Genomic DNA, 20,429 nt, shown 5'->3' with positions numbered 1-20,429 from the left:
CGCGATCGTCCCCTTCACCCCACACCGAGAGCCCCATGACCTCAATCACCAGCCCCGGCGCGCGTTTCCGCCGCGCCCTGACCGAAGAGAAGCCGCTGCAGATCGTCGGCACCATCAACGCCAACCACGCCCTGCTGGCCCAACGTGCCGGTTACCGCGCGATCTACCTGTCCGGTGGTGGTGTCGCCGCCGGCTCGCTGGGCATGCCGGACCTGGGCATCAACACCCTGGACGACGTGCTCACCGACGTGCGCCGGATCACCGACGTGTGCGAGCTGCCGTTGCTGGTCGACATCGACACCGGCTTTGGCTCCAGCGCGTTCAACATCGCGCGCACCATCAAGTCTCTGATCAAGGCAGGCGGCGCCGCCTGCCATATCGAAGACCAGGTCGGCGCGAAACGTTGCGGCCACCGTCCGGGCAAGGAGATCGTCTCCAAGGGCGAGATGGTTGACCGCGTCAAGGCCGCGGTCGATGCGAAAACCGACCCGGATTTCTTCCTGATCGCACGCACCGACGCCATCGCGTCGCACGGCGTGGATGACGCGATCGAGCGCGCGATTGCTTTCGTGGAAGCCGGCGCCGACGGCATCTTCGCCGAGGCGGCCTACGACCTGCCGACCTACCAGCGATTCGTCGATGCGGTGAAGGTGCCGGTGCTGGCCAACCTGACCGAGTTCGGCCAGACCCCGCTGTTCACCCGCGACGAGCTGGCCTCGGTCGGCGTGGCGATGCAGCTGTACCCGCTGTCCGCGTTCCGCGCCATGAACAAGGCCGCCGAAGCGGTGTACACCGCAATCCGCCGCGACGGCCACCAGAAGAACGTGGTCGAGCTCATGCAGACCCGCGAGGAGTTGTACGAGCGCATCGGTTACCACGAGTTCGAGCGCCGCCTGGACAAGGTGTTCAGCGACGCCAGGTAACCCCGTCAGGGGTCGATGACAGACAGCAAGGCCGTGCTCCCGCGAGCACGGCCTTTTTTTGTTGCCCGATGCCAGCCGCGGCCTAGGGGTTGAACCACCATGGCGAGCTGTCGCCGTCGTGGATCAGCAATGCGCGGGCACGCACGAACCGGCGGATGGATGCCGTACCCATGCGCGAGCCGCCCATCCCCGACAGCTTGAAACTCTGCTTCTCGGCGGTCTGCACCATCCCGGTCAGGCAGGCGTCGTTGATGCTGACGCCGCCGGCCTGGAGCCGCCTGGCCACCCGTTCGGCCCGCTCCAGGTCGCCGCTGAACACGGCCGCGGAAAGCCCGAACTCGGTCGCGTTTGCACGGGCAATCGCCTCTTCCTCGTCAGCCACCACCATCACCGGCAGGATCGCGGCGAAGGATTCCTCACGCAGCACCTTCATCTCGTCGGTGACGTCCGTCAGCACCGTTGGCGGGCACCACATGCCGCCGTGGTCGACGAGCTCGCCCCCGGTCAGTGCCCGTGCGCCCCTTTCCTTCGCGTCGGCCAGTTGCTCACGCACGATCGCCACCTGGCTCTCGGAGATGATCGGGCCGATCTCGCCGTCCCTGGGGTCCGGGTACGCCAGCCGCAAGCGACCGGCCTGCTCGACCAGTGCCGCGATGAACGCCTCGGCCACCGGCTGCTCGACGTAGACCCGCTCGATCGACATGCAGCTCTGGCCGCCGTTGACGAAGCTGCCCCACGCCAGCGAACGGGCCGCGCGTACCGGGTCCGCGTCCGACAGCACCAGTGCCGCATCCTTGCCGCCCAGTTCCAGCGAGGCCGGGATGAAGCGGCGCGCGCACGCTTCGCCAACTTTGCGTCCGGTGGCCACGCTGCCGGTAAAGCAAATCTGGTCGACCGCGTCGATCACCGCCTGGCCGACGTGCCCCGGCCCGGTCACCAGGCCGAACACGCCGGCGAGCTCGGGCACGTCGTCCAGCGCCGCCTGCAACACCGGCACGAAGCGCGAGGTGACTTCGCTGGGCTTGGCCAGGATCGCGCAGCCGGCGACCAGCGCAGGCACCGCATCGATCAGGGTCAGCATCAGCGGGAAGTTCCACGGGCTGATCACGCCGGCCAGCTCGAAAGGTACCCACGTCTGGCGCGAGCGGATAAACCCGATCGCCTCGCGTACCGGCTCCGGCTCGGCCAGGCACGACGGTCCCTGCACGCTCCAGCGGCGCATCGCCGCCACGGTGCCGTCGACCTCGATCAGCGATTCGTGCCAGCGGCCGGTGTCGGCCAGCAAGGCCTCGATCATCGGCTCGCGGCGTCGCTCGATCGCATCGGCCAGGCGGGCCAGCGCGTCGCAGCGCGATTGCACGGATCGTGCGGCCCAGTCCTGCTGCGCCCGGCGCAGAGCGACGGCGAGCGCGGCAACGGCGGCGACCGGAGTTACCGGCAAGTGCGCGTCGATCTGGCCCGTACGCGGGTTGCGCAGCGGCAACAGGGTGGTCGAATCAATCATCCCCGAGCACTCCGGCGTCTTTAAGGTGGTCGATGACCGCAACCTGCCGACGGGCGAAGTCGGCGCGCTCCGGGATCACCGGCTGGCCGGCATCGAGCAATGCGTTGGGCGCCAGCGGTGCCAGGGCCAGCCCTTGGGCGATCACCTCGCGCGGCAATCGCGACAGGGTGTGACCCATGCCGGGGCGCTGCCTGCGCCGGCGCAACGCGGTGATGTCCAGTTCCGTATTGGCGGCCATCGACTCGCCGGGGCCGGCCGCGGCCAGCACCCGGCCCTGGTCGTCGACGATCTTGGACATCCCGTCCGCACTGCCCATCGGTATGTCCACGCCGCTGATGCCGGCGGTGTTGGCCGAGACCACATAGGCCAGGTTCTCCACCGCCCGTGCGCGCTTGGCAATGTCCTTGGGAGTGAGCTCCGGGCTGCCGACCTCGCTGGTGGAATGCAGGAATACTTCGGCTCCGCGCAGCGCCAGTGCCCGCGCAATCTCCGGATAGAGAATCTCCTCCGAGGCCACGCAGGCCAGCCGGCCGATCGCGGTGCGCGCGACCGGGAACACACCGTCGATGCCGTAGATGTCCAGGTACCTGTCCCACACGTCGTACGGCGATGGCGCGTACAGCGAGACCAGCCGACGGTAGCGCAGCACCTGGTTGCCCGCGTCGTCGATCACCACGCTGGACTGGAAGTACAGGCCGGGGAAGTTGGGATCCTGCTCGTAGGCGTTACCGGCCAGGTAGACGCCGTTGTCCTGCGCGATCCTGGCCAGTTGCCCGTACTCGGCGCCGTGCATCTCGAAACCGGCCTTGGCCACCCAGCCGGGAATGGTGTCCCCGAGCGGGTAGCTGGTGGCGAAGTACTCCGGCAGGACCACCAGCTTCAGGTCGGGACCGATGAAGGCCTTGCTGGCGCGGACCTGGCGGCCGATGCGCTCGATGTTGGCGGCGATCAGGCCGCGTGCATCGTCGACCGACGCGGCGGCATTGATCGCATGGCAGGTGCTCTGCAGGGCCAGCGCGCGATAGGCGATGTTGGCGGCGGTACTCATCGTGTTCCTCCTTCGAATCGGGGTGCCCGCCGGTCCAGGAAGGCGCGGGCGCCTTCCACGAAATCCTCGCTGGCGAACGCCGCCTGGAATGCATCCTCGGCGTGGTCGGCGGTGATGCTGGCGTCGCCGCCCAGATGACCCAGCACCTGTTTGATGCCGCGACGGGCCTGGCCGGACGTGGCCCGCAGCGCCTCAAGGCACGACGCCACCACGGCGTCCAACTCGCTGTCGGCGACGGTTTCGTTCAGCAACCCCCACTGCAGCGCGGTCGCTGCGTCCAGCAGCCGCCCGGTCAGGAGCAGCGCGCGCGCGCGCGCCATCCCGACCGCGTTGACCAGCCGCCGCGTGTCATCGGCGCTGTAGACCAGGCCGAGCTTGGCGGGGGTGATCGCGAAACGGCTCCGGTCGCTGGCCAGCCGCAGGTCGCAGGCCAGCGCAAGCCCGAGTCCGCCGCCGATGCAGACGCCATCGATCACGGCAATGGTGGTCTGCGGCAGGCGCTGCAATTTCAGCTGGGTGCGCTGGACCTGGGCATTGTTGGCGGCAAACGCGGCCGGCTCGGCGAGCAGGCGTCCGAGCTCTTCGATGTCCGCGCCGGCACTGAACGCGCCAGGCACCCCCGAAAGCACCAACAGGTGCGCCGGGCTTTCGGCGACCCGGTCGAGAGCGGCTTCAAGTGAAGCCCAGTGCCGGGTCGCCAGCGCGTTGCGCTTGTCCGCACGGTGGATCCCGATCCGGGCGACGCCTGCTTCGATCCTGACAGCGACCGCATCATCCATCTCCGCATCCCCGTGCGGGGTCGTTGTATCGTCGCCAGTATTGTTCATCGCACCACCCATTTTGATCTATTGTTATAGCATTCCTACCTGGACCGGTGAAGCCACATGCCGAGCGACGCGTTAGCGCAACTGCTGGATGCAAGTGCGCGCAAGTTGTTGCGCAGCGACATCCCTGCCCCGCTGTACCACCAGATCTTCGTGCTGTTGCGCGACCGGATCCTCAACGGCGAAGTGCCGACCGGGGCGCGGATCCCGACCGAATTCGAGTTGGCCGAAGCGTTCGGGGTGTCCCGGATCACGGTCAAACGGGCGCTGGACGAACTGGCGTCCGACGGTCTGGTCGAACGCCGGCGCGGCCGTGGTACCCACGTCGTCCACCGTTCCCAGCCCAAGCCATTGCACAGCCCGCTCAATGGCCTGCTGGAAAGCCTGGAAGACCTGGTGGAGCAGACCCGGGTGAAGGTCCTGCAATTCAGGCGCACGGTTCCATCGGCGCCGATCCGCAGCGAGTTCGGGCTGGCATCCGATGACCTGCTCGCCTACGCCATTCGCCTGCGGTTGCGCGGCGACACCCCGTTCGGCCACTACACCAGCTGGACCCGCACCGACCACCCCGATTACAACGCCGCCAGCCTGGCCAACACCTCGCGCCTGAAGCTGTACGGCCAGATCGGCATCCGGATCCGGCGCGTCGACCAGGTGTTGTCGGCCGTCAATGCCGATGCGGTCACCGCGATGCACCTGAAGGTCGCACCCGCCACCGCCCTGTTGTCGCTGGATCGCCGGTCCTATGACGGTGACGGACAGCTTATCGACCTGCTCAACATCCTGTACCGCCCCGACCAGTTCTCCTACCAGATGACCCTCGACGTGGACGGGGAAAAACCGGCGTACTGAACAGGGCTTTGCCGTACTTACCTCCCATATTGTCCGGACAAATATTGACTCCCATCTCCTATTGATATATCGATAGAGCTAATCGAGATGTTCAACGTCAATTAGCGGTATGGAGGTGTTGGTGAACGATCAAATCTACCTGCGTGCACTGGTGGTGGCAGTCGCGGCGGCCCTGAGCATGCCCGTCCAGGCCCAGCAGGCAGCGGAGGAGGCGGCGAGCCAGGCCGTCCAGCTCGACAACGTCACCGTCACCGCCCAGCGCCGCGAAGAACAGGTCCAGGACACCCCGGTGGTGATCAGCGTGTTCAACGCCGAAGACCTGAAGCGCAAGCAGGTCTCCCGGGTGGACGACCTGAAGTTCCACGTTCCCAACATCACCATTGACCAGAACACCTCGACCAGCTCGGGCGCGAAGATCTTCCTGCGCGGCGTCGGTCAGGACGAGTCGATGTTCACCGCCGACCCCGCGGTGGCGATCTACATCGACGACGTCTACATCCCGCGCCAGAACGGTTCGATGTTCGACCTCTACGACGTGGAACGCATCGAGGTCCTGCGCGGGCCGCAAGGGACCCTGTACGGCCGCAACGCCACCGGCGGCGCGATCCGCTACATCACCCGCAAGCCCAAGGGCGATGAGCGGCTCGAGGTGGACGGCACGCTCGGCAATTTCGGCCGGGCCGACATGCGGTTCATGTACAACACCCGCCTCGGCGAGACCATCGACTTCTCCGCTGCGGCCCTGACCCGCAATCGCGACGGCTTCATCCACGAGCAGGTCAGCGGCAAGGACGTCAACGACAGCAAGGTCACCGCCGGACGCGTCGGCTTCTCGATGCCGGTGGCGGAAAACTCCTACGCATCGCTCAACATCGATCGCCTGCGCGAGCGCTCCTCACCCACCTACGCGGTGCCGGTGGCCTTGGTGGATGGCCAGACCGTGCCCCGGCTGGAGAACCTGTACACCACCCGCAGCGACCTGGTGGGCGGCATCAACGATCTGGACCAGTTCGGGGCCGCCTTTACCTTCGAGACCTACTACGACAAGTTCCTGTGGCGCCATATCGCCCACTACCGGAGCATGGACAGCACCATCCATGTCGACGTCGACGGCACCGACCAGCTGCTTTACCACCTGTTCCAGGACCAGGAACAGAGCCAGTACGGCTATGAAAGCCAGCTGATCTCCCAAGGCGACGGTCCGCTCACCTGGGTGGCTGGCGTGTTCGGTTTCCGGGAGCAGAACGAGCAGCCGACCCGCAACGACATCTTCGGCATCGGCGGCGTCTATGACATCGCCCAGGACACCACGGCGCTGGCGGCCTACGCCCAGGCGACCTACGCGGTCAGCGACCGCTTGAACCTGACTGCCGGCGGCCGCTTCAGCAACGAGAAGAAGGACCTCTCGGTACTGGCACGCGACCCCGCAGGCAACGAGACCTTCCGCGTGACCCGCAACGGCCGCTGGTCCAAGCCGGACTGGAAGCTGATGGCCGACTACGACCTCGGCGCCAACGTCATGGCCTTTGCCACGGTATCCACCGGCTTCAAGAGCGGCGGCTTCAATGGACGCGGCACCACGCCGGAGACGATCACCCCGTTCGACGAGGAGACCGTCCGCTCCTACGAAACGGGTATCAAGAGCACCCTGCTCGACAACCGGGTGCGCCTGAACGCCACCTACTACCGCAACGACTACGGCGGCCTGCAGTTGTCGGCAATCGATCCCAACGGCATCTACGTCACCACCAACGCCACCGGCGCGCTCATCCAGGGTGTCGAAGTGGAGGTGCAGGCCCAGCTGACCGACAACTGGAACGTCAACGCCAACATCGGCACGATCGACGCCGAGTACCGGGACTACGCCGAGATCAACCGGGAGACCTTCGAGGGCCGCGACCTGAAGCAGGCGCCGGAGATGCAGTGGCAGATCGGCACCACGTACGTCCAGCCGATCGCCGATGCGCAGCTGATATTCAACGTTCAGGTCGTGCGCACCGACATGTTCTACCAGAACCAGGATTTGTCGGAGCTGGTGAAGACCCCGGCCAATACCCAGGCAAACGCGCGCATCGCCTACGAGCCGGACCATGGAAACTGGTCGGTCGCCGCGTGGGGCCGCAACCTCACCGACCAGCAGATTTCGGCCGGCGGCTTCGATATCCCCGGACTGGGCGTGGCGGTGATCTATCCCACCCTTCCCCGCACCTATGGCGTCGATTTCAAGTACCGCTTCTGGTAACTCGCGCGCGTCTTCCACCAAGGGGCCTGCCAATGCAGGCCTTTTTGGTATATAGATATATCATTAGGGCCTAATCAACGGAGTGGATACGCGTGTCAGCAACTTTGGCCGAAAAGATCATCGCCCGCGCCTGTCATCGCGACAGCGTGCATCCCGGGGAAATCGTCACCGCGTCGATCGACCTGTTGATGATGCATGACTCCGGCGGGCCCCGCCGGGTCGCCTCGCGGCTGGAGTCGCTGGGGGCGAAGGTCTGGGACGCCGACAAAGTGGTGGTGGTCAGCGACCACTTCGTGCCCGCCACCGACCTGGAAAGCGCGGAGATCCTGGCCCTGACCCGGCGTTGGGCGCAGCAGCAGGGCGTGCGCCACTACGACATGGTCGGCATCTGCCACGTGGTGCTGCAGGAAGGCGGCCACGTGCAGCCGGGCATGTTCTGCGTCGGCGGCGATTCGCACTCGCCCAGCGGCGGCGCCTACGGCGCGTTCATGGTGGGCGTCGGCGCGACCGACATCACCGGCGCGCTGGTCACCGGCGAGTTATGGGTGAAGGTCCCGCAGACCGTGCGGGTGAACTGGGATGGCGCCCTGTCCAGCGGCGTCAGCGCCAAGGACATCATGCTGTTCCTGTGCGCCACGCTGGGCATGGGCAACGAGAACCAGGTGTTCGAATACGGCGGCGCGGCGGTGCGGGCGATGTCGATGTCCGAGCGCATGGTGTTGTGCAACATGTCCGCCGAGCTGGGCGCGGAGACCGGCATCATCGCTGCCGATGCGACCACGATGGCCGCGCTCGTCGAAGCCGGCCAGCCGTTTGATGGCGACATCACACAATGGCAGGGCGACGCCGACGCCACCTGTCTGGCCGAGCATCACTATGACGCCGCCTCGCTCGCGCCGCAGATTGCCGCCCCGCACAGCCCGGCCAACAGCCGTGCAGTCACCGAGTACGACACCACCCGCATCGACCAGGCCTATATTGGCGCCTGCACCGGCGCGAAACTGTCCGACCTGCGGATGGCCGCCGAAGTGCTGAAAGGCCGCAAGGTTGCCCGCGGCACCCGTCTGCTGATCGCGCCCGCCTCGGTCGCGATGACCGCCCAGGCCGCCGCCGACGGCACCCTGGCTACCCTGACCGAAGCCGGCGCGATCCTGCTGCCGACCGGCTGCGGCGCGTGCGCCGGCATGGGCGCGGGGATGCTTGCCGCCGGCGAGGTCTGCCTGTCCACCACCGCGCGCAACTTCAAGGGCCGCATGGGCTCGGCGCAGGCGCAGGTCTACCTGGGCTCGCCCTACAGCGTCGCCGCCGGCGCGGTGAAGGGTGTGATCTGCGACCCGCGTGAACTGCTGATGGAGCCCGCATGATCAACCACCCTACTCGCGGCGCCGGCGGCACCCCGACCAGCAACATGGTCCGGCGTGGCCGCACGTTCGTGTTCGGCGACAACATCGACACCGACCTGCTCGCGCCCGGCCCGTACATGCGCGAATCGGTCGCCGTGCTCGCCCGCCACTGCCTGGAAGCGATCGACCCGGATTTCGCCCGCGAGGTGCAGCCCGGCGACATCGTGGTTGGCGGCGACTCCTTCGGCATCGGCTCCTCGCGCGAGCAGGCCGTGCAATCGCTGGTCCACCTGGGCGTAGGCGCGATCATCGCCAAGTCCTTCGCGCGAATCTTCTACCGCAATGCACTCAACCTCGGCCTGCCCGCGCTGGCGTGTCCCGACCTGCAGGCCGGACGCGGCGACGAGCTGGAAGTGCGGCCGGTCGAAGGGCTGGTGATCAACCACACCAGCGGCCAGCAGTACGCTTGCGAGAAGATCCCGCCGGAGCTGATGGACATCGTCAGCGTGGGCGGCCTGATGCCGTGGCTGCAACGCAAGCTCGCAGCCGAAGCCAGACCTGTGGATGACACCGCGGCACCAACGCGAGCCCCCCGCGCATGACCAACAACCACCTGCGCCAAGGCATCCTGCACGCGACCCTGATCACCCCCGACCTGCATGCCACCTGCGCCGCCTACGCCGAGCAGCTCGGCCTGGCGGTCGGCAAGCGCGACACGCTGGACGCCGCCACCGCCGACGTCCTCGGCCTGCCCGACCTGCGCGACCAACCACTCACATGGCTGGCCAACGATGCCGGCGAAGCGATCCTGCGCGTGATCGAAGACACGACATCAATCGTCGGCGAACCGATGTTCCGCCACGGCTGGCTGTCGCTGGAAGTGCTGGTCGGCGACATCGACGCCCTCGCCGGCGGCCTGCGCGCACCGTTCCGCGTGCTCGGCGCCCCGGCCGACCTGGAACTGAGCCCCGCTATCCGCGCCAGCCAGGTCATCGGCCCCTGCGGCGAGATGCTCTACCTCACCCAGATCAAGGCCCCGGTGCCACCGTTCGACCTGCCGATGACCGACGACCGTATCGCCCGTCCCTTCATCGGCGTCATGTCCACCCCGGACCGCACCGCCTCCCAGGCCGCCTGGGCCGCATTGGCGGGAGCAAACGGCTGGGCATTCGACACCAGGATCACCGTCCTCAACCGCGCCTTCGGCCGCGAGCTGGAAGGCCGCTACCCCGTCGCCGTCGTCCCGCTGACCGGGCAATGCCTGGTCGAGATCGACCAGGTCGATCTGCCGCAAGCGCCCACCCGGTCAACGAACGAACGCAGCGCCGGGTTGCACAGCGTCGCGTTGCGGTTGCCGGGGTTGGGCGGCGACAACGTGCCAGCGGGTTGGGAGCTGGTGGGCGAAATCCAAAACTCCACTGGCAACCGCCACCTCGGCCTGCGCGGCCCGGCGGGCGAGCATATCGAGCTGACAGAATTCTCTGGATCCTGAATTCAACGGGTCCGCAAACCAACTTCGGTCAAATTAATTATCAGACACTGCCTTCAGTCTCGATGACGAGAATGCGGGCTTGGCCGATCGGATGTGCAACGTGCTCGGTACCCACCGACGCATAGAAAATATCGCCTGTTTCGAGGACCGTTGACTGCTCGATGCCATTCTCGCGGTAATGCATTTCAACACGGCCATCCAGAACAGCAAAAACCTCTTGCCCGTCATTGATGTGCCATTTGTAGGGTTGGTCGGTCCAATGAAGGCGTGTCGTGACCCCATTCATATTGGCGATATCAAGAGAACCCCAAGGCCGACTGGCGATGAACTCCCTGCTGCGGATGATCTTCATGTTCTATTGCTAGAGGCCAGCGGCCAATTCACGGGTGAGTTGCGCGGCTGGTATCTCCCTGCATCCACTCGCATTCTGACCAGACCACAGAGGTGAGAAATCACCGGAGCCTCGGCTTTCGGCCTTGGCGCGCAAAGGAGCAATGGCGGCGGTAGCCAAAGGGAAATCGGGTGTAGTGACACTGTTAGGACCAAGCTCGTTTATGACGCGGTTCACGATGCCTCGGGCGGGTCGACCGGAGAAAAGGTTGGTGACCGCCGTATTCCATATTCCTTGTAATAAAGCGAAAGCGTAGCTCGCCACGCTGCTTCGCGCTCGGCACTGGGTCTGGGCGGCGTGTGGCAGAAAAAATTCACGTTAAAAGGCTTGTCTGTTTGGATCTTGATTGCTGCCAGCTCATCGCGCATGGCATCAAGACTGAGCATGGCACAGGGCAGCGAGCCCAGCCCACCAGCGTTAGACACGGCCACTGCCAGTGCACTACCTTGCACGCCCGCCATAGGTGCTTGAATGATCGGTAGCTCTATACCCAGGAGTTGTTGAAGGGTCATTGTTGGAACTCCAGTTTCTGAACAGCGTCCCTTGGAGTGCTAATTCACCCGACAATGCGCTGTGAGTTACAAATCACGACAAACCGCCTCGATGTTGTTGCCATCCGGGTCCAGTACGAAAGCTGCGTAGTAACCGGGCGGGTAGCCTTGGTTGGTTTCTCGAAGCGCCGGAGGCCCGTTGTCTTTGCCGCCGGCGCTGAGCGCCGCCGTATAAAAGGCATCGACGGCGTCACGGCTTTCCCCAATGAACGCCGTGTGCTGTTTGGTACTGTGAGGATGGAATCGGTCGATCCAGAACACCGGGTACTCAACACCGTAACCTACAGCGTCGGCACCTGTTGCTTGGGGAAGCTGCACGACTCTGCGAAGGCCGAGAGCGGCAAGAGCAGCATCATAGAAGACAGCGGAGCGACTGACCTCAGCAACTCCAATTCCGGTGTGGTCAATCATGCCAAAAACCTCCTTTGCAGCCTGACGTCTGAACTAAGCCGTAGGAACTATCGGTTCGGCTTGAACGACTTGAGCCGCAGATATTCCCGGTCACGCCCAATCACCCGGATTTCGGGTCAGCGGTACTGCGTCCGGGGCAGGTGTGCGAAAACCGTATCATCTATCGCTTCTCGACGGACAAGGGCGGGAAGGATCACTGATCGGACCTGGGCTTTTCATGTCAGCTGTTCGTCTTGATGAAGTCGATGAACGCACGAAGCGGCGCCGGCACCAGCCGCCGCCCGGGGTAATAGAGGAAGGGCCCAGGGAAGGCCAGCCACCACGGCTCCAGCACGGGTTCCAGCGCGCCGCTGTCCAGGTGCGGGCGGATCCAGTCCTCGAACAGCGCGACGATGCCGGTGCCGGCGATCGCGGCGTCGACGGCCAGGTCGGATGCGCCGCCCATGCGCACCACCAGCGGTCCGGTGGGTTCCACCCGCACGGTTTCGCCATCCTTCTCGAACTCCCACGCGGGCATGTTGCCGCTGGCGAAACGGCCACGCAGGCAGGCGTGGGCCAGCAGGTCGCGCGGATGTGTCGGGCGCCCACGGCGATCGAGATACGCCGGCGCGGCCGCAGCGGCGAAGCGCTGTACGCGCGGCCCGATCGGCACCGCGATCATGTCCTGCTCCAGCCGCTCGTCGTAGCGGATGCCCGCGTCGCAACCGGCCGCCAGCACATCGACGAAGCTCTCGTCGGTAAGCACTTCCAGGCGGATGTCGGGATAAGCGGCGAGAAACGGCGGCACGATCGCGGGCAGCACCAGGCGCGAGGCGCTCATCGGCACGTTGAGGCGCAGCGTGCCGGCCGGGCGTTCGCGAAAGTTGTTGACCACGTCCAGTGCGTCCGCCACCTCGGCCAAGGCGGGCCGCAGCCGTTCCAGCAAATTTTTGCCGGCTTCGGTGGGTGCCACGCTGCGCGTGGTGCGATGGAGCAGGCGCACGCCGAGCTGCGCTTCGAGCCGGCGCACCGCCTCGCTCAGGGCGGAGGCGCTGCCGCCGCTCAGTCGCGCGCCCTCGCGAAAGCCGCCAGCGCTTGCCACGGTCACGAACGCGTTCAGGTCGGCCAGCTCCGCTTTCACAACTTTCTCTGCTGCAGCTTTTGGTTGTGCGGAAATCAGCACAAGTCGTGCGGATTGTGCCCTCTTATCGGACGATCCGACAGGTCCTACGCTGGAACTCCACCTCGACAGGAGTTTCCCCATGTCCGCCATCCAGCAATCCGGCACGTTCACGCTTGGCGATCGTCGCGTCCACCGAATGGGCTACGGCACCATGCAACTGGCGGGCCCCGGCGTGTTCGGCCCGCCGCGGGATCGTGATGCGGCGCTCGCCGTGCTGCGCGCCGCCGTCGAAAGCGGCGTGAACCACATCGACACCAGCGACTTCTACGGTCCGCACATTACCAATCAGCTGATCCGCGAAGCCTTGCACCCGTATCGCGACGACGCGGTCATCGTCACCAAGATCGGGGCACGCCGCGACGACGGGGGCGGCTGGTTACCTGCCTTTTCGCGCGAGGAGTTGACCGCGGCGGTACACGAGAATCTGCGCAACCTGGGGCTGGATGTGCTCGATGTGGTCAACCTGCGCATCATGTTCGATACGCACGGGCCAGCGGAGGGCTCGATCGCGCCGATGCTCGAGATTCTGGCGGATCTGCAGCGCCAGGGACTGGTGCGTCACATCGGCCTGAGCAATGTAACGCCGACGCAGATCGCCGAAGGCCGCGGCATATGCCGCATAGCCTGTGTGCAGAACCAGTACAACCTGGTGCACCGCGACGACGACACGCTGATCGACGATCTCGCGGGCGATGGCGTGGCGTACGTGCCGTTTTTCCCGCTCGGCGGGTTCAGCCCACTGCAGTCGACCACGCTGTCGGAGATCGCCGCGCGCCTGGGCGCCACACCAATGCAGGTGGCGCTGGCGTGGTTGCTGCGGCGCTCGCCGAACATCCTGCTGATTCCCGGCACGTCGTCGGTGGCGCATCTGCACGAAAACATCGCCGCGGCAGACATCGTGTTGTTCGATGATGTACTGCGTGAGCTGGATGGCGTGGCAACGGCCGTCTGATCCCGCCGAAACAGTACCAGATGCGATGCTTTTGGATGCCGCCGAAGGACGAGAGTGAAGACGCCAGGAACTGGAAGCGAGGCAACCCACCGAAGCCGCGCCAACCGGGCGAACGCACCCGAAACCGCCCCACCGCAGAACTATCAACAGCAACCGCCTAACGTTTGAGATGAGAGGCATGACCCGGCTTGCCGGGGCATGTCCTCTCGATTGAAGGGTTAGGCATCAGGTGCTTCGTGGCCTGATTTGGAGTACGCGCGCTCGACCCTGGCAATTCGAAGCGCATAGTGCGCATACCAATCTCGTTTGCCTGTTTCTTGTGCGATCTTGTGTTCCGCGTGAGCCTTCCACCTCGATATTGATTCGAGAGTCTGCCAGTAAGAGACTGTGATACCGAACCCTGAGCTCGCGCGCGCACTCTCAGCACCGAGGAAGCCGGACTGTTGTGCGGCCAGTTCAACCATTCGATCAGCCATTGCATCGTAGCCTCTGTCGCCCATGGTTCTGAGCGACGAAAAGATTACGGAATAATAAGGTGGTTTCGGTAACTTCGCAAAGTCTTGATACACGAGGACCCCTATTGAATGAGGATGTATTCTGGAGGAGGTGATACGCGGAGGAAACGCCTGAATTAAGCCGCCCCGCAACGCGCTGGCCGTGAGCTGACAGTGCAACACAGCAACAGAAGAAGTTGGTCGCCCGCAGCGGCGTCTTCCAGGCTGAATCGGCGACGAAACTCCGAGTCACTGTTGGCAATGCACCTGGCGATGCTTTAATTTGCTGATTCCGCATCAGGCAGCTCAAAGAGCGGCTCAGATTGTTCATGATCAATACCTACCAGTTGGAACATGGTCATTGGCCATTTCTCAGCGAAGGTGGACGATCACTCTCACACGATCAGTCAGCAATTACTCGCCAGATTCGGACATTGCAACTCCGGGCGCTAACGCCTGAGTCAAGCCCAACACCCAAGTTAAGCCGACCCGCGTAGTGGAGCGGAACAAATGACCGGGGAAACGCTATGGCTTCCAGACCCCCGCCGACCGCATGCACAAACTCTCAGGGGTGTTGCATTTGGAGTGTTAATTCACCCCTCAGCCAACGGTGGAAACTCCGCATGACGGGGCAAGGTGTCCGCGAACTCCGCCCAAGCAAGATGCTCGGCATGCCAATAGTGAAACTGCGGGGTGAGTGAGGCCGGATCGTCAAGGCTGCCGATGGTGATGTCCACCAGGCCTGGGATGTAAGTTGCGGCAAAAGAGATCTGCGTACCGCAGGTCTCGCAGAAGCCCCGCTTCCCTTCTTGCGAGGAGGCATAGAGCTTGGGCTGGCCTTGAGCGAAGACTACTTGCGGCTCCTCAAACATGGCCCACGCGACGGCGGGCGCTGCATTGGCCCGCCTGCACATGGAGCAATGACAGATTGCCGTCATAACGGGCTCACCGGTGATCCGGTACCGGATGGTGCCGCACTGACAGCCACCTTCAAACTTTGTGTCCGACATGTTGATTGCTCCGTATGAGGGCTAACGCTCAAGTTAAGCCGAATTGCAGCGCGTAGCCAACGACATGGCAAGCTCTATCGGGCATGTTGTTGGCGTAGCGATGCAATTGCGGCTTGAACGCATTGTCAGGCGGCATTTGCTGCAGTCTTTGGCCAGGTCCACGCGTACCAGACTACAAGAGCTGTCAGAAGCGCCTCTAGTGCGGCGAAGAACTTGTAAAAGTACCAGTCTGCCTGGAGTGCAAGTAGAGCCATCATTAGCGTGTAGATAACTCCAAATGTGACGTTCAAAACTTGACTAGTTCTTGGGTTGAGCACGGAAGACAAGAACACAAGCAGGCACGGGATGGCTAAAAGCACCGAAGTGGCTACTAAGGCGCCCTGAGTGACGGTGCCGAAGAGTCCATTTCCTTGCAGCATTCCCTCGAGTTTTCCGGGAACGTAGAGTTCGAAGTAGTCGCAGTAGAGATAGCAAAAGACAGTCGACGCCCATAGCAGGCTCAGCTTAAGCTTCGTGTGGAGCTTGAAATCGGTGAGCTGTGACAAGGCGGTCTCCGAGTAAAAGGTCTGTGAGGTGCCTATCGGCTTCACGACTCTCGCCACTGCAATAGACAACAACGAGTGTCTCGCGTCCCCGTGACGATTGGGATGACGCCTAACGCCTATTCGACCCCTAAACGGGGCGTTGCAAGCAGTATGCCCGAATATTCCTGGGGGTCTACAGGACACAATCAGCGTCAGATCAACGAGTTACGCCCCACCCCACCACCTCCCTCATATCGCCGGACATTGTGCTATCCGTCATAGCGCCGACCTTTACCCTGTTACACCAAAGACAACACGGTGTGACCGTTGCGCTCGCTACAGGGAAATATCCCGATCCCTCGTTGCCGGCATCGGCCACCACGCGAACATTCCGCACAGCACGGCCATCACGGTGGGGTAATACAGGCCCGCGGGAATGACGAATGAAAGCGGGGGGAAGACGAACGAAAGCGGGGAAGACGACAAGCGTTCAGACATTCCTCACGAGGACGGTTTCGGTGGCAATGCCACCACGCCAGCCGCCGCCAGTGCGGTCAACTCGGCGGCATCCAGGCCGAGCAGGTCGCCAAGCACGTCGTTGGTGTGTTCGCCCAGTCCGGGCGCGGCGTGACCGTATTGCACCGGGGTGGCCGAAAACCGCACCGGATTGGCGACGCCGGGAACGTGGCCGGCGGTCGGGTGCGGCAGGTCGATGCGCAGGCCGCGCGCGCGCACTTGCGGGTCGTCGAACACCTGGTCAATGCGGTTGACCGGCGCGCACGGCACGGTGGCGCGTTCCAGTTCCGCCAGCCATTGCGCACTGGGCCGGGTGGCGAGGCGTTGTTCGAGGTACGGCACCAGCCGGTCGCGGTTGGCGACGCGGGCGGCGTTGGTGGCGTAGCGCGGGTCGGCCGCCAGTTCGGGGTCGCCGAGCACCGCGCAGAAGCGCGCGAACTGGCCGTCGTTGCCGACCGCGAGCATGAAGTAGCCGTCCGCGCTGGGCATGACCTGGTACGGGACGATGTTCGGGTGCGCGCTGCCCTGCCGCTGCGGCACCTCGCCGCCGACCAGGTAGTTCATGGCCTGGTTGGCCAGCCACGCGACCTGGGTGTCGAGCAGCGCGAGGTCGATGTGCTGGCCTGCGCCGTGACGCTCGGCGTGGCGCAACGCGGCGAGGATCGCCGACACCGCGTACATGCCGGTCATCAGGTCGGTAGCGGCGACGCCGACTTTCTGCGGTACGCCGCCGGGCTTGCCTTCGGGTTCGCCGGTGATGCTCATCAGGCCGCCGATCGCCTGGATCGCGGCGTCGTAGCCGGCCCGTTGCGCGTAGGGGCCGGTCTGGCCGAAGCCGGTGATCGAGCAGTACACCAGCTTCGGATTGATCGCCTTCAGGCTGGCGTAGTCCAGCCCGTATTTGGCCAGCCCGCCAACTTTGTAGTTCTCCACCAGCACGTCGCAGTGGCGGGCGAGTTCGCGGATCAGCGCCTGCCCGCGCTCGCCGGTGAAGTCGATCGCGACCGAGCGCTTGCCGCGGTTCGCACACAGGTAGTACGCGGATTCGGCGGTCGCCGCGCCGTCGACATCGTGCAACCACGGCGGGCCCCAGCCTCTGGTGTCGTCACCGCCCTGGGGACGCTCGACCTTGATCACCTCGGCACCGAAATCGGCCAGCACCTGGGTCGCCCACGGGCCGGCGAGGATGCGCGACAGGTCCAGTACCCGCACGCCATCCAGCGGCCTCATCGCGGCCACCAGTCACGGCAGGCCGTCGGCAACGAGGGCTGCCAGCCAATCGCCTGCTGGAACTGTTCGGCCAGCGCGATCAGGCGGAACTCGTCGCCGATGTTGCCGACCAGCTGCAAGCCCAACGGCAGTTCTCCGTCGGCCACGGCCAGCGGCACCGACAGGGCCGGGTTGCCGGCGAAGTTGGCGTAGGCAGTCAGGTCGGCCTGGTTCGCCGGAGCCGGCGTGCCGAACGCGAACGCGCGCTGCAGCGTGGTCGGCATCACCAGCACGTCGCACTGCGCCAGCCATTGCTGCAATTGCACCTGGGCCTGGTCGAGCACGAGCGACGCGGCGACCAGATCGCTGGCGGACTTGCCTTCGGCGTAGGCCATCAGCTTTTGCAGCAGGGGGGAGAACCGCTCGCGGTGATGCTGCCAGTCGTGTTCATGTTCGATCAGCATTTCCGCCTCACAGACCAGCAGGCCGGCGCGGCGCGAGTGGCCGGGTGCGAGGGTCGGCGCGGGCAGCTCGATGTGCTGGTGACCCAGTGCAAGCAGGGTGTCGAGGCCGGCGGCGAAGGCCTCGGCGATGCCGGCCTCGCACTCGATGGTGTCGCCGAAATCGATCACGCCCAGCCGCAGCGGGCCGGTCGATGCGGGCGCGAACGCAATCGCCCGCGACTGCGCGCTGGCCGGATCAAACCCGGCCAGCACCGGCAGCAGCCGGCGCAGGTCGCGGGCCGAGCGGGCCAGCGGGCCGACGTGGTCGAGCCGACGGCTAAGGGCCACGCTGCCACGGGTGCTGACCGCGCCCCAGCTCGGCTTCAGGCCGACCACGCCGCAGTAGCTGGCAGGGATTCGCACCGAGCCCATGCTGTCGGTGCCCAACGCCGCGCTGCACAGCCCGGCCGCCACCGCCGCGCCGCTGCCGCCGCTGGAACCGCCCGGGGTGAAGCCGGGACGGTGGGGGTTGTGGCAGGCGCCGTAGTGCGGGTTGTCGTTGTCCGCGCCCAGCGCCGCTTCGTGCATGTTGAGCTTGCCGACGATCACCGCGCCGGCCGCGCGCAGGCGGGCGACGGCGGGGCTGTCTTCGCTGGCGGGCGCGTTGTCGCGGCGCGTGGCCATGCCGGCGGTGGTGGTGAACCCGGCCACGTCGAGGTTGTCCTTGATCGCGATCGGCACGCCTTCCAGCGCGCGCGCGGTGCCGGCCTTGCGGCGCGCGTCCGACGCCGCTGCCGCTGCCCGCGCCGCTTCGGCATCGACGGCGAGGTAGCTGTTCAACACCGCCTGGCTGGCGGCAATCGCATCCAACTGCTGCTCCAGCAGGTCGGTGCAGGACAGCTCGCCACGATCCAGTCGCGCCAGCTGCGAACTCATGTCTTCGCCCAGCAGGCCCGGGTCGGCGTGGCTCATGTCGGCTGGCTCATGCGGGAGGATTTCATCGGGGCTCCGATGATCTCAAAGTCACTGGATTCCCGCCTTCGCGGGAATGACGAGCGAGGGCGCGGGAATGACGAACGAGGGTGCGGGAATGACTAACCGGGATATTCATGGGCGGGTTACGCGAAACGCTTGTCGATCAGACGCACCGGCTTCTGGCGGGTTTCCATGCCGGTCAACGGTGCCAGCGCGCCCGGCTCGGCCAGCACGATGCTGACGTCCACGCCCAGCCGCATGCGCAGCAACGCGGCAAACGCGGCGGCCAGTTTGGCATCGTTGCAGTCGCCCTTGACCTCGACATGCACGGCCAGGTCGTCGCGGCCGGTCGCGTCGCGGGTGGTGACGCAGATGAACTCGCCGGCGAACCCGGCGTGCTCTTCCAGGATCGGCGCCATCGCCTGCGGGAACACGTTGATGCCGCGGATCTTGACCATGTTGTCACTGCGCCCGAGGAAGCCCTCGATCCGGCGCAGGTTGATGCCCAGCGACGACGGCGTGGTCAGCACGCGGGTCACGTCGTGGGTGTTGAAGCGGATGATCGGGTAGATGTCGTCCTTGTACAGGCAGGTAACCACCATGTCGCCGGGCTCGCCATCGGCGACCACCGCGCCGTCGTCGACGCCGAGGATCTCGACGTACTGCGCGTCCTCCATCAGGTACAGGCCGTCCTGGTCCGGGCCCTGGCCGGCGATCGCACCGGTGTCGCCAACGCCGTACCAGTCGTACAGCTGCGCGCCGCCCCAGGCCGCCGACAGCGACTCGCGCGACTCGCGGCCCAGATGGCCGCAAATCATCCGCACCGGGATATCGCGGCCTGGCTCCAGGCCCTGCTCGCGGGCGACGTCGGCGAGCTTCTTGATGTAGTCGGCAAAGCCGACGATGACGGTCGCGCCCATGTCGCGCATCAGGTTGACCTGCTGGGCGGAGCGCATCTCGATACCGGTACCGGCCGAGCAGAACAGCGCCTGGGTGAAGTGGTTGACCGCCTCGCGCACGTAATGACCACCGTTGATCATGCCGTGGCCGTACACCGAGTGGACGACGTCGCCGGCCTTCATGCCCTGCCAGCGGTACAGACGCGCCAGCAGCAGGTTCTGGATCTCCCGGCTTTTCGGGCTGAACATCAGCGGCTGCGGCCGGCCGGTGGTGCCGCTGGTGGTGTGGAACACCATCGGCGTGTCACCGGCGGCGGTGCCGTCACGCCAGCCGTGGAAGTCGCCCAGCGGCGGGCAGGCTTCCACCGACGCCATGATCTCGTGCTTGCCGAATACCGGCAGCTTGCCGATGTCGGCCAGTCCCTTGATGTCGCCGGCCTGGATGCCCTGCGCGCCCCACAGGCGCTGGTAGAACGGGATCTGCCAGGCACGCGCGACGCAGCGCTGGAACATCGTGTCCTGCTGCGCGAACAGCTCGTCGCGGCTGAGGCTCTGGAAGCGTTCGGCAAACGCCTGGTCCAGCGGGAACTGCGAGAGCAGTTCGCGGACGTCAAAGGTCTCGAAATAGGTCGGGGTCGTGGTCATGGCATCTCAACAATCGGAA

General features: G+C 65.3%; 20 protein-coding genes. 7 read left to right on the top strand and 13 right to left on the bottom strand.

Going from position 1 to position 20,429, the window contains the following annotated elements:
• Nucleotides 1-35: 35 nt before the first annotated feature.
• Nucleotides 36-923 (top strand): methylisocitrate lyase, encoded by an 888-nt coding sequence (gene prpB / locus ACW7G6_RS07590; RefSeq protein WP_456997932.1) that lies wholly within the window; start codon nucleotides 36-38, stop codon nucleotides 921-923.
• An 82-nt stretch (nucleotides 924-1,005) separates the two neighbouring features.
• On the opposite strand, the gene ACW7G6_RS07585 is transcribed toward prpB, so the two are convergent.
• Genes ACW7G6_RS07585 through ACW7G6_RS07575 form a run of 3 tightly spaced genes read right to left on the bottom strand, consistent with a single transcriptional unit; the run spans nucleotide 1,006 to nucleotide 4,302 of the window.
• Nucleotides 1,006-2,427, bottom strand: coding sequence for an aldehyde dehydrogenase family protein (locus ACW7G6_RS07585; protein WP_456997931.1), 1,422 nt, complete (start codon nucleotides 2,425-2,427; stop codon nucleotides 1,006-1,008).
• Nucleotides 2,420-3,475 carry a nitrilase-related carbon-nitrogen hydrolase gene (locus ACW7G6_RS07580; protein ID WP_456997930.1) on the bottom strand — a complete coding sequence of 352 codons (1,056 nt, stop codon included), beginning with the start codon at nucleotides 3,473-3,475 and terminating at the stop codon, nucleotides 2,420-2,422. The genes ACW7G6_RS07585 and ACW7G6_RS07580 overlap by 8 nt, the downstream gene beginning before the upstream one ends.
• Complete coding sequence (locus ACW7G6_RS07575; protein ID WP_456997929.1) at nucleotides 3,472-4,302, bottom strand: enoyl-CoA hydratase/isomerase family protein; 831 nt, start codon at nucleotides 4,300-4,302, stop codon at nucleotides 3,472-3,474. The genes ACW7G6_RS07580 and ACW7G6_RS07575 overlap by 4 nt, the downstream gene beginning before the upstream one ends.
• Nucleotides 4,303-4,359: 57 nt before the next feature.
• Between ACW7G6_RS07575 and ACW7G6_RS07570 the strand changes: the two genes are divergently transcribed.
• From ACW7G6_RS07570 to ACW7G6_RS07550, 5 genes are all read left to right on the top strand, one after another.
• Complete coding sequence (locus ACW7G6_RS07570; RefSeq protein WP_456997928.1) at nucleotides 4,360-5,151, top strand: GntR family transcriptional regulator; 792 nt, start codon at nucleotides 4,360-4,362, stop codon at nucleotides 5,149-5,151.
• A 121-nt stretch (nucleotides 5,152-5,272) separates the two neighbouring features.
• Entirely contained in the window at nucleotides 5,273-7,393 is a 2,121-nt protein-coding gene (locus ACW7G6_RS07565; RefSeq protein ID WP_456997927.1) for a TonB-dependent receptor, read from the top strand.
• 92 nt (nucleotides 7,394-7,485) lie between these two features.
• Nucleotides 7,486-8,757, top strand: a complete 1,272-nt coding sequence (locus tag ACW7G6_RS07560; RefSeq protein WP_456997926.1) for a 3-isopropylmalate dehydratase large subunit — start codon at nucleotides 7,486-7,488, stop codon at nucleotides 8,755-8,757.
• Complete coding sequence (locus ACW7G6_RS07555; RefSeq protein WP_456997925.1) at nucleotides 8,754-9,338, top strand: LeuD/DmdB family oxidoreductase small subunit; 585 nt, start codon at nucleotides 8,754-8,756, stop codon at nucleotides 9,336-9,338. The genes ACW7G6_RS07560 and ACW7G6_RS07555 overlap by 4 nt, the downstream gene beginning before the upstream one ends.
• Complete coding sequence (locus ACW7G6_RS07550; RefSeq protein ID WP_456997924.1) at nucleotides 9,335-10,228, top strand: hypothetical protein; 894 nt, start codon at nucleotides 9,335-9,337, stop codon at nucleotides 10,226-10,228. Before ACW7G6_RS07555 ends, ACW7G6_RS07550 begins: the two co-directional genes overlap by 4 nt.
• Before the next feature lie 40 nt (nucleotides 10,229-10,268).
• On the opposite strand, the gene ACW7G6_RS07545 is transcribed toward ACW7G6_RS07550, so the two are convergent.
• The 5 genes from ACW7G6_RS07545 to ACW7G6_RS07525 form a co-directional block, all read right to left on the bottom strand.
• Nucleotides 10,269-10,580: a cupin domain-containing protein gene (locus ACW7G6_RS07545; RefSeq protein WP_456978077.1), complete on the bottom strand. Its 312-nt coding sequence runs from the start codon at nucleotides 10,578-10,580 to the stop codon at nucleotides 10,269-10,271.
• Nucleotides 10,581-10,589: 9 nt separating this feature from the next.
• Nucleotides 10,590-10,883: a nitronate monooxygenase gene (locus ACW7G6_RS07540; protein WP_456978076.1), complete on the bottom strand. Its 294-nt coding sequence runs from the start codon at nucleotides 10,881-10,883 to the stop codon at nucleotides 10,590-10,592.
• Complete coding sequence (locus ACW7G6_RS07535) at nucleotides 10,793-11,131, bottom strand: NAD(P)H-dependent flavin oxidoreductase (protein WP_456978075.1); 339 nt, start codon at nucleotides 11,129-11,131, stop codon at nucleotides 10,793-10,795. The genes ACW7G6_RS07540 and ACW7G6_RS07535 overlap by 91 nt, the downstream gene beginning before the upstream one ends.
• A 66-nt stretch (nucleotides 11,132-11,197) precedes the next feature.
• The gene (locus ACW7G6_RS07530) at nucleotides 11,198-11,581 is read right to left on the bottom strand and encodes a VOC family protein (RefSeq protein WP_456978074.1); all 384 of its coding nucleotides are present in this window, start codon (nucleotides 11,579-11,581) and stop codon (nucleotides 11,198-11,200) included.
• A 220-nt stretch (nucleotides 11,582-11,801) separates the two neighbouring features.
• Nucleotides 11,802-12,680: a LysR family transcriptional regulator gene (locus ACW7G6_RS07525; RefSeq protein WP_456978810.1), complete on the bottom strand. Its 879-nt coding sequence runs from the start codon at nucleotides 12,678-12,680 to the stop codon at nucleotides 11,802-11,804.
• 142 nt (nucleotides 12,681-12,822) lie between these two features.
• Between ACW7G6_RS07525 and ACW7G6_RS07520 the strand changes: the two genes are divergently transcribed.
• Nucleotides 12,823-13,695 carry an aldo/keto reductase family oxidoreductase gene (locus tag ACW7G6_RS07520; protein WP_456978073.1) on the top strand — a complete coding sequence of 291 codons (873 nt, stop codon included), beginning with the start codon at nucleotides 12,823-12,825 and terminating at the stop codon, nucleotides 13,693-13,695.
• A gap of 1,087 nt (nucleotides 13,696-14,782) precedes the next feature.
• On the opposite strand, the gene ACW7G6_RS07515 is transcribed toward ACW7G6_RS07520, so the two are convergent.
• The 5 genes from ACW7G6_RS07515 to ACW7G6_RS07495 all read right to left on the bottom strand — a co-directional run bounded on the left by ACW7G6_RS07515 (nucleotide 14,783) and on the right by ACW7G6_RS07495 (nucleotide 20,410).
• Nucleotides 14,783-15,199 carry a GFA family protein gene (locus ACW7G6_RS07515; RefSeq protein WP_456978072.1) on the bottom strand — a complete coding sequence of 139 codons (417 nt, stop codon included), beginning with the start codon at nucleotides 15,197-15,199 and terminating at the stop codon, nucleotides 14,783-14,785.
• A gap of 125 nt (nucleotides 15,200-15,324) precedes the next feature.
• On the bottom strand, nucleotides 15,325-15,744 hold the full coding sequence (locus ACW7G6_RS07510) for a DUF6326 family protein (protein WP_456978071.1): 420 nt from the start codon (nucleotides 15,742-15,744) through the stop codon (nucleotides 15,325-15,327).
• 480 nt (nucleotides 15,745-16,224) lie between these two features.
• Entirely contained in the window at nucleotides 16,225-17,469 is a 1,245-nt protein-coding gene (locus tag ACW7G6_RS07505) for a CaiB/BaiF CoA transferase family protein (protein WP_456978070.1), read from the bottom strand.
• Entirely contained in the window at nucleotides 17,466-18,863 is a 1,398-nt protein-coding gene (locus ACW7G6_RS07500) for an amidase (protein ID WP_456997923.1), read from the bottom strand. Before ACW7G6_RS07500 ends, ACW7G6_RS07505 begins: the two co-directional genes overlap by 4 nt.
• Before the next feature lie 146 nt (nucleotides 18,864-19,009).
• Entirely contained in the window at nucleotides 19,010-20,410 is a 1,401-nt protein-coding gene (locus ACW7G6_RS07495) for a phenylacetate--CoA ligase family protein (RefSeq protein WP_456978068.1), read from the bottom strand.
• Between the last annotated feature and the right edge of the window lie 19 nt (nucleotides 20,411-20,429).

The sequence above is a fragment of the Lysobacter sp. A421 genome (assembly GCF_054052145.1).
This window is presented reverse-complemented; position numbering and strand designations above follow the sequence as displayed.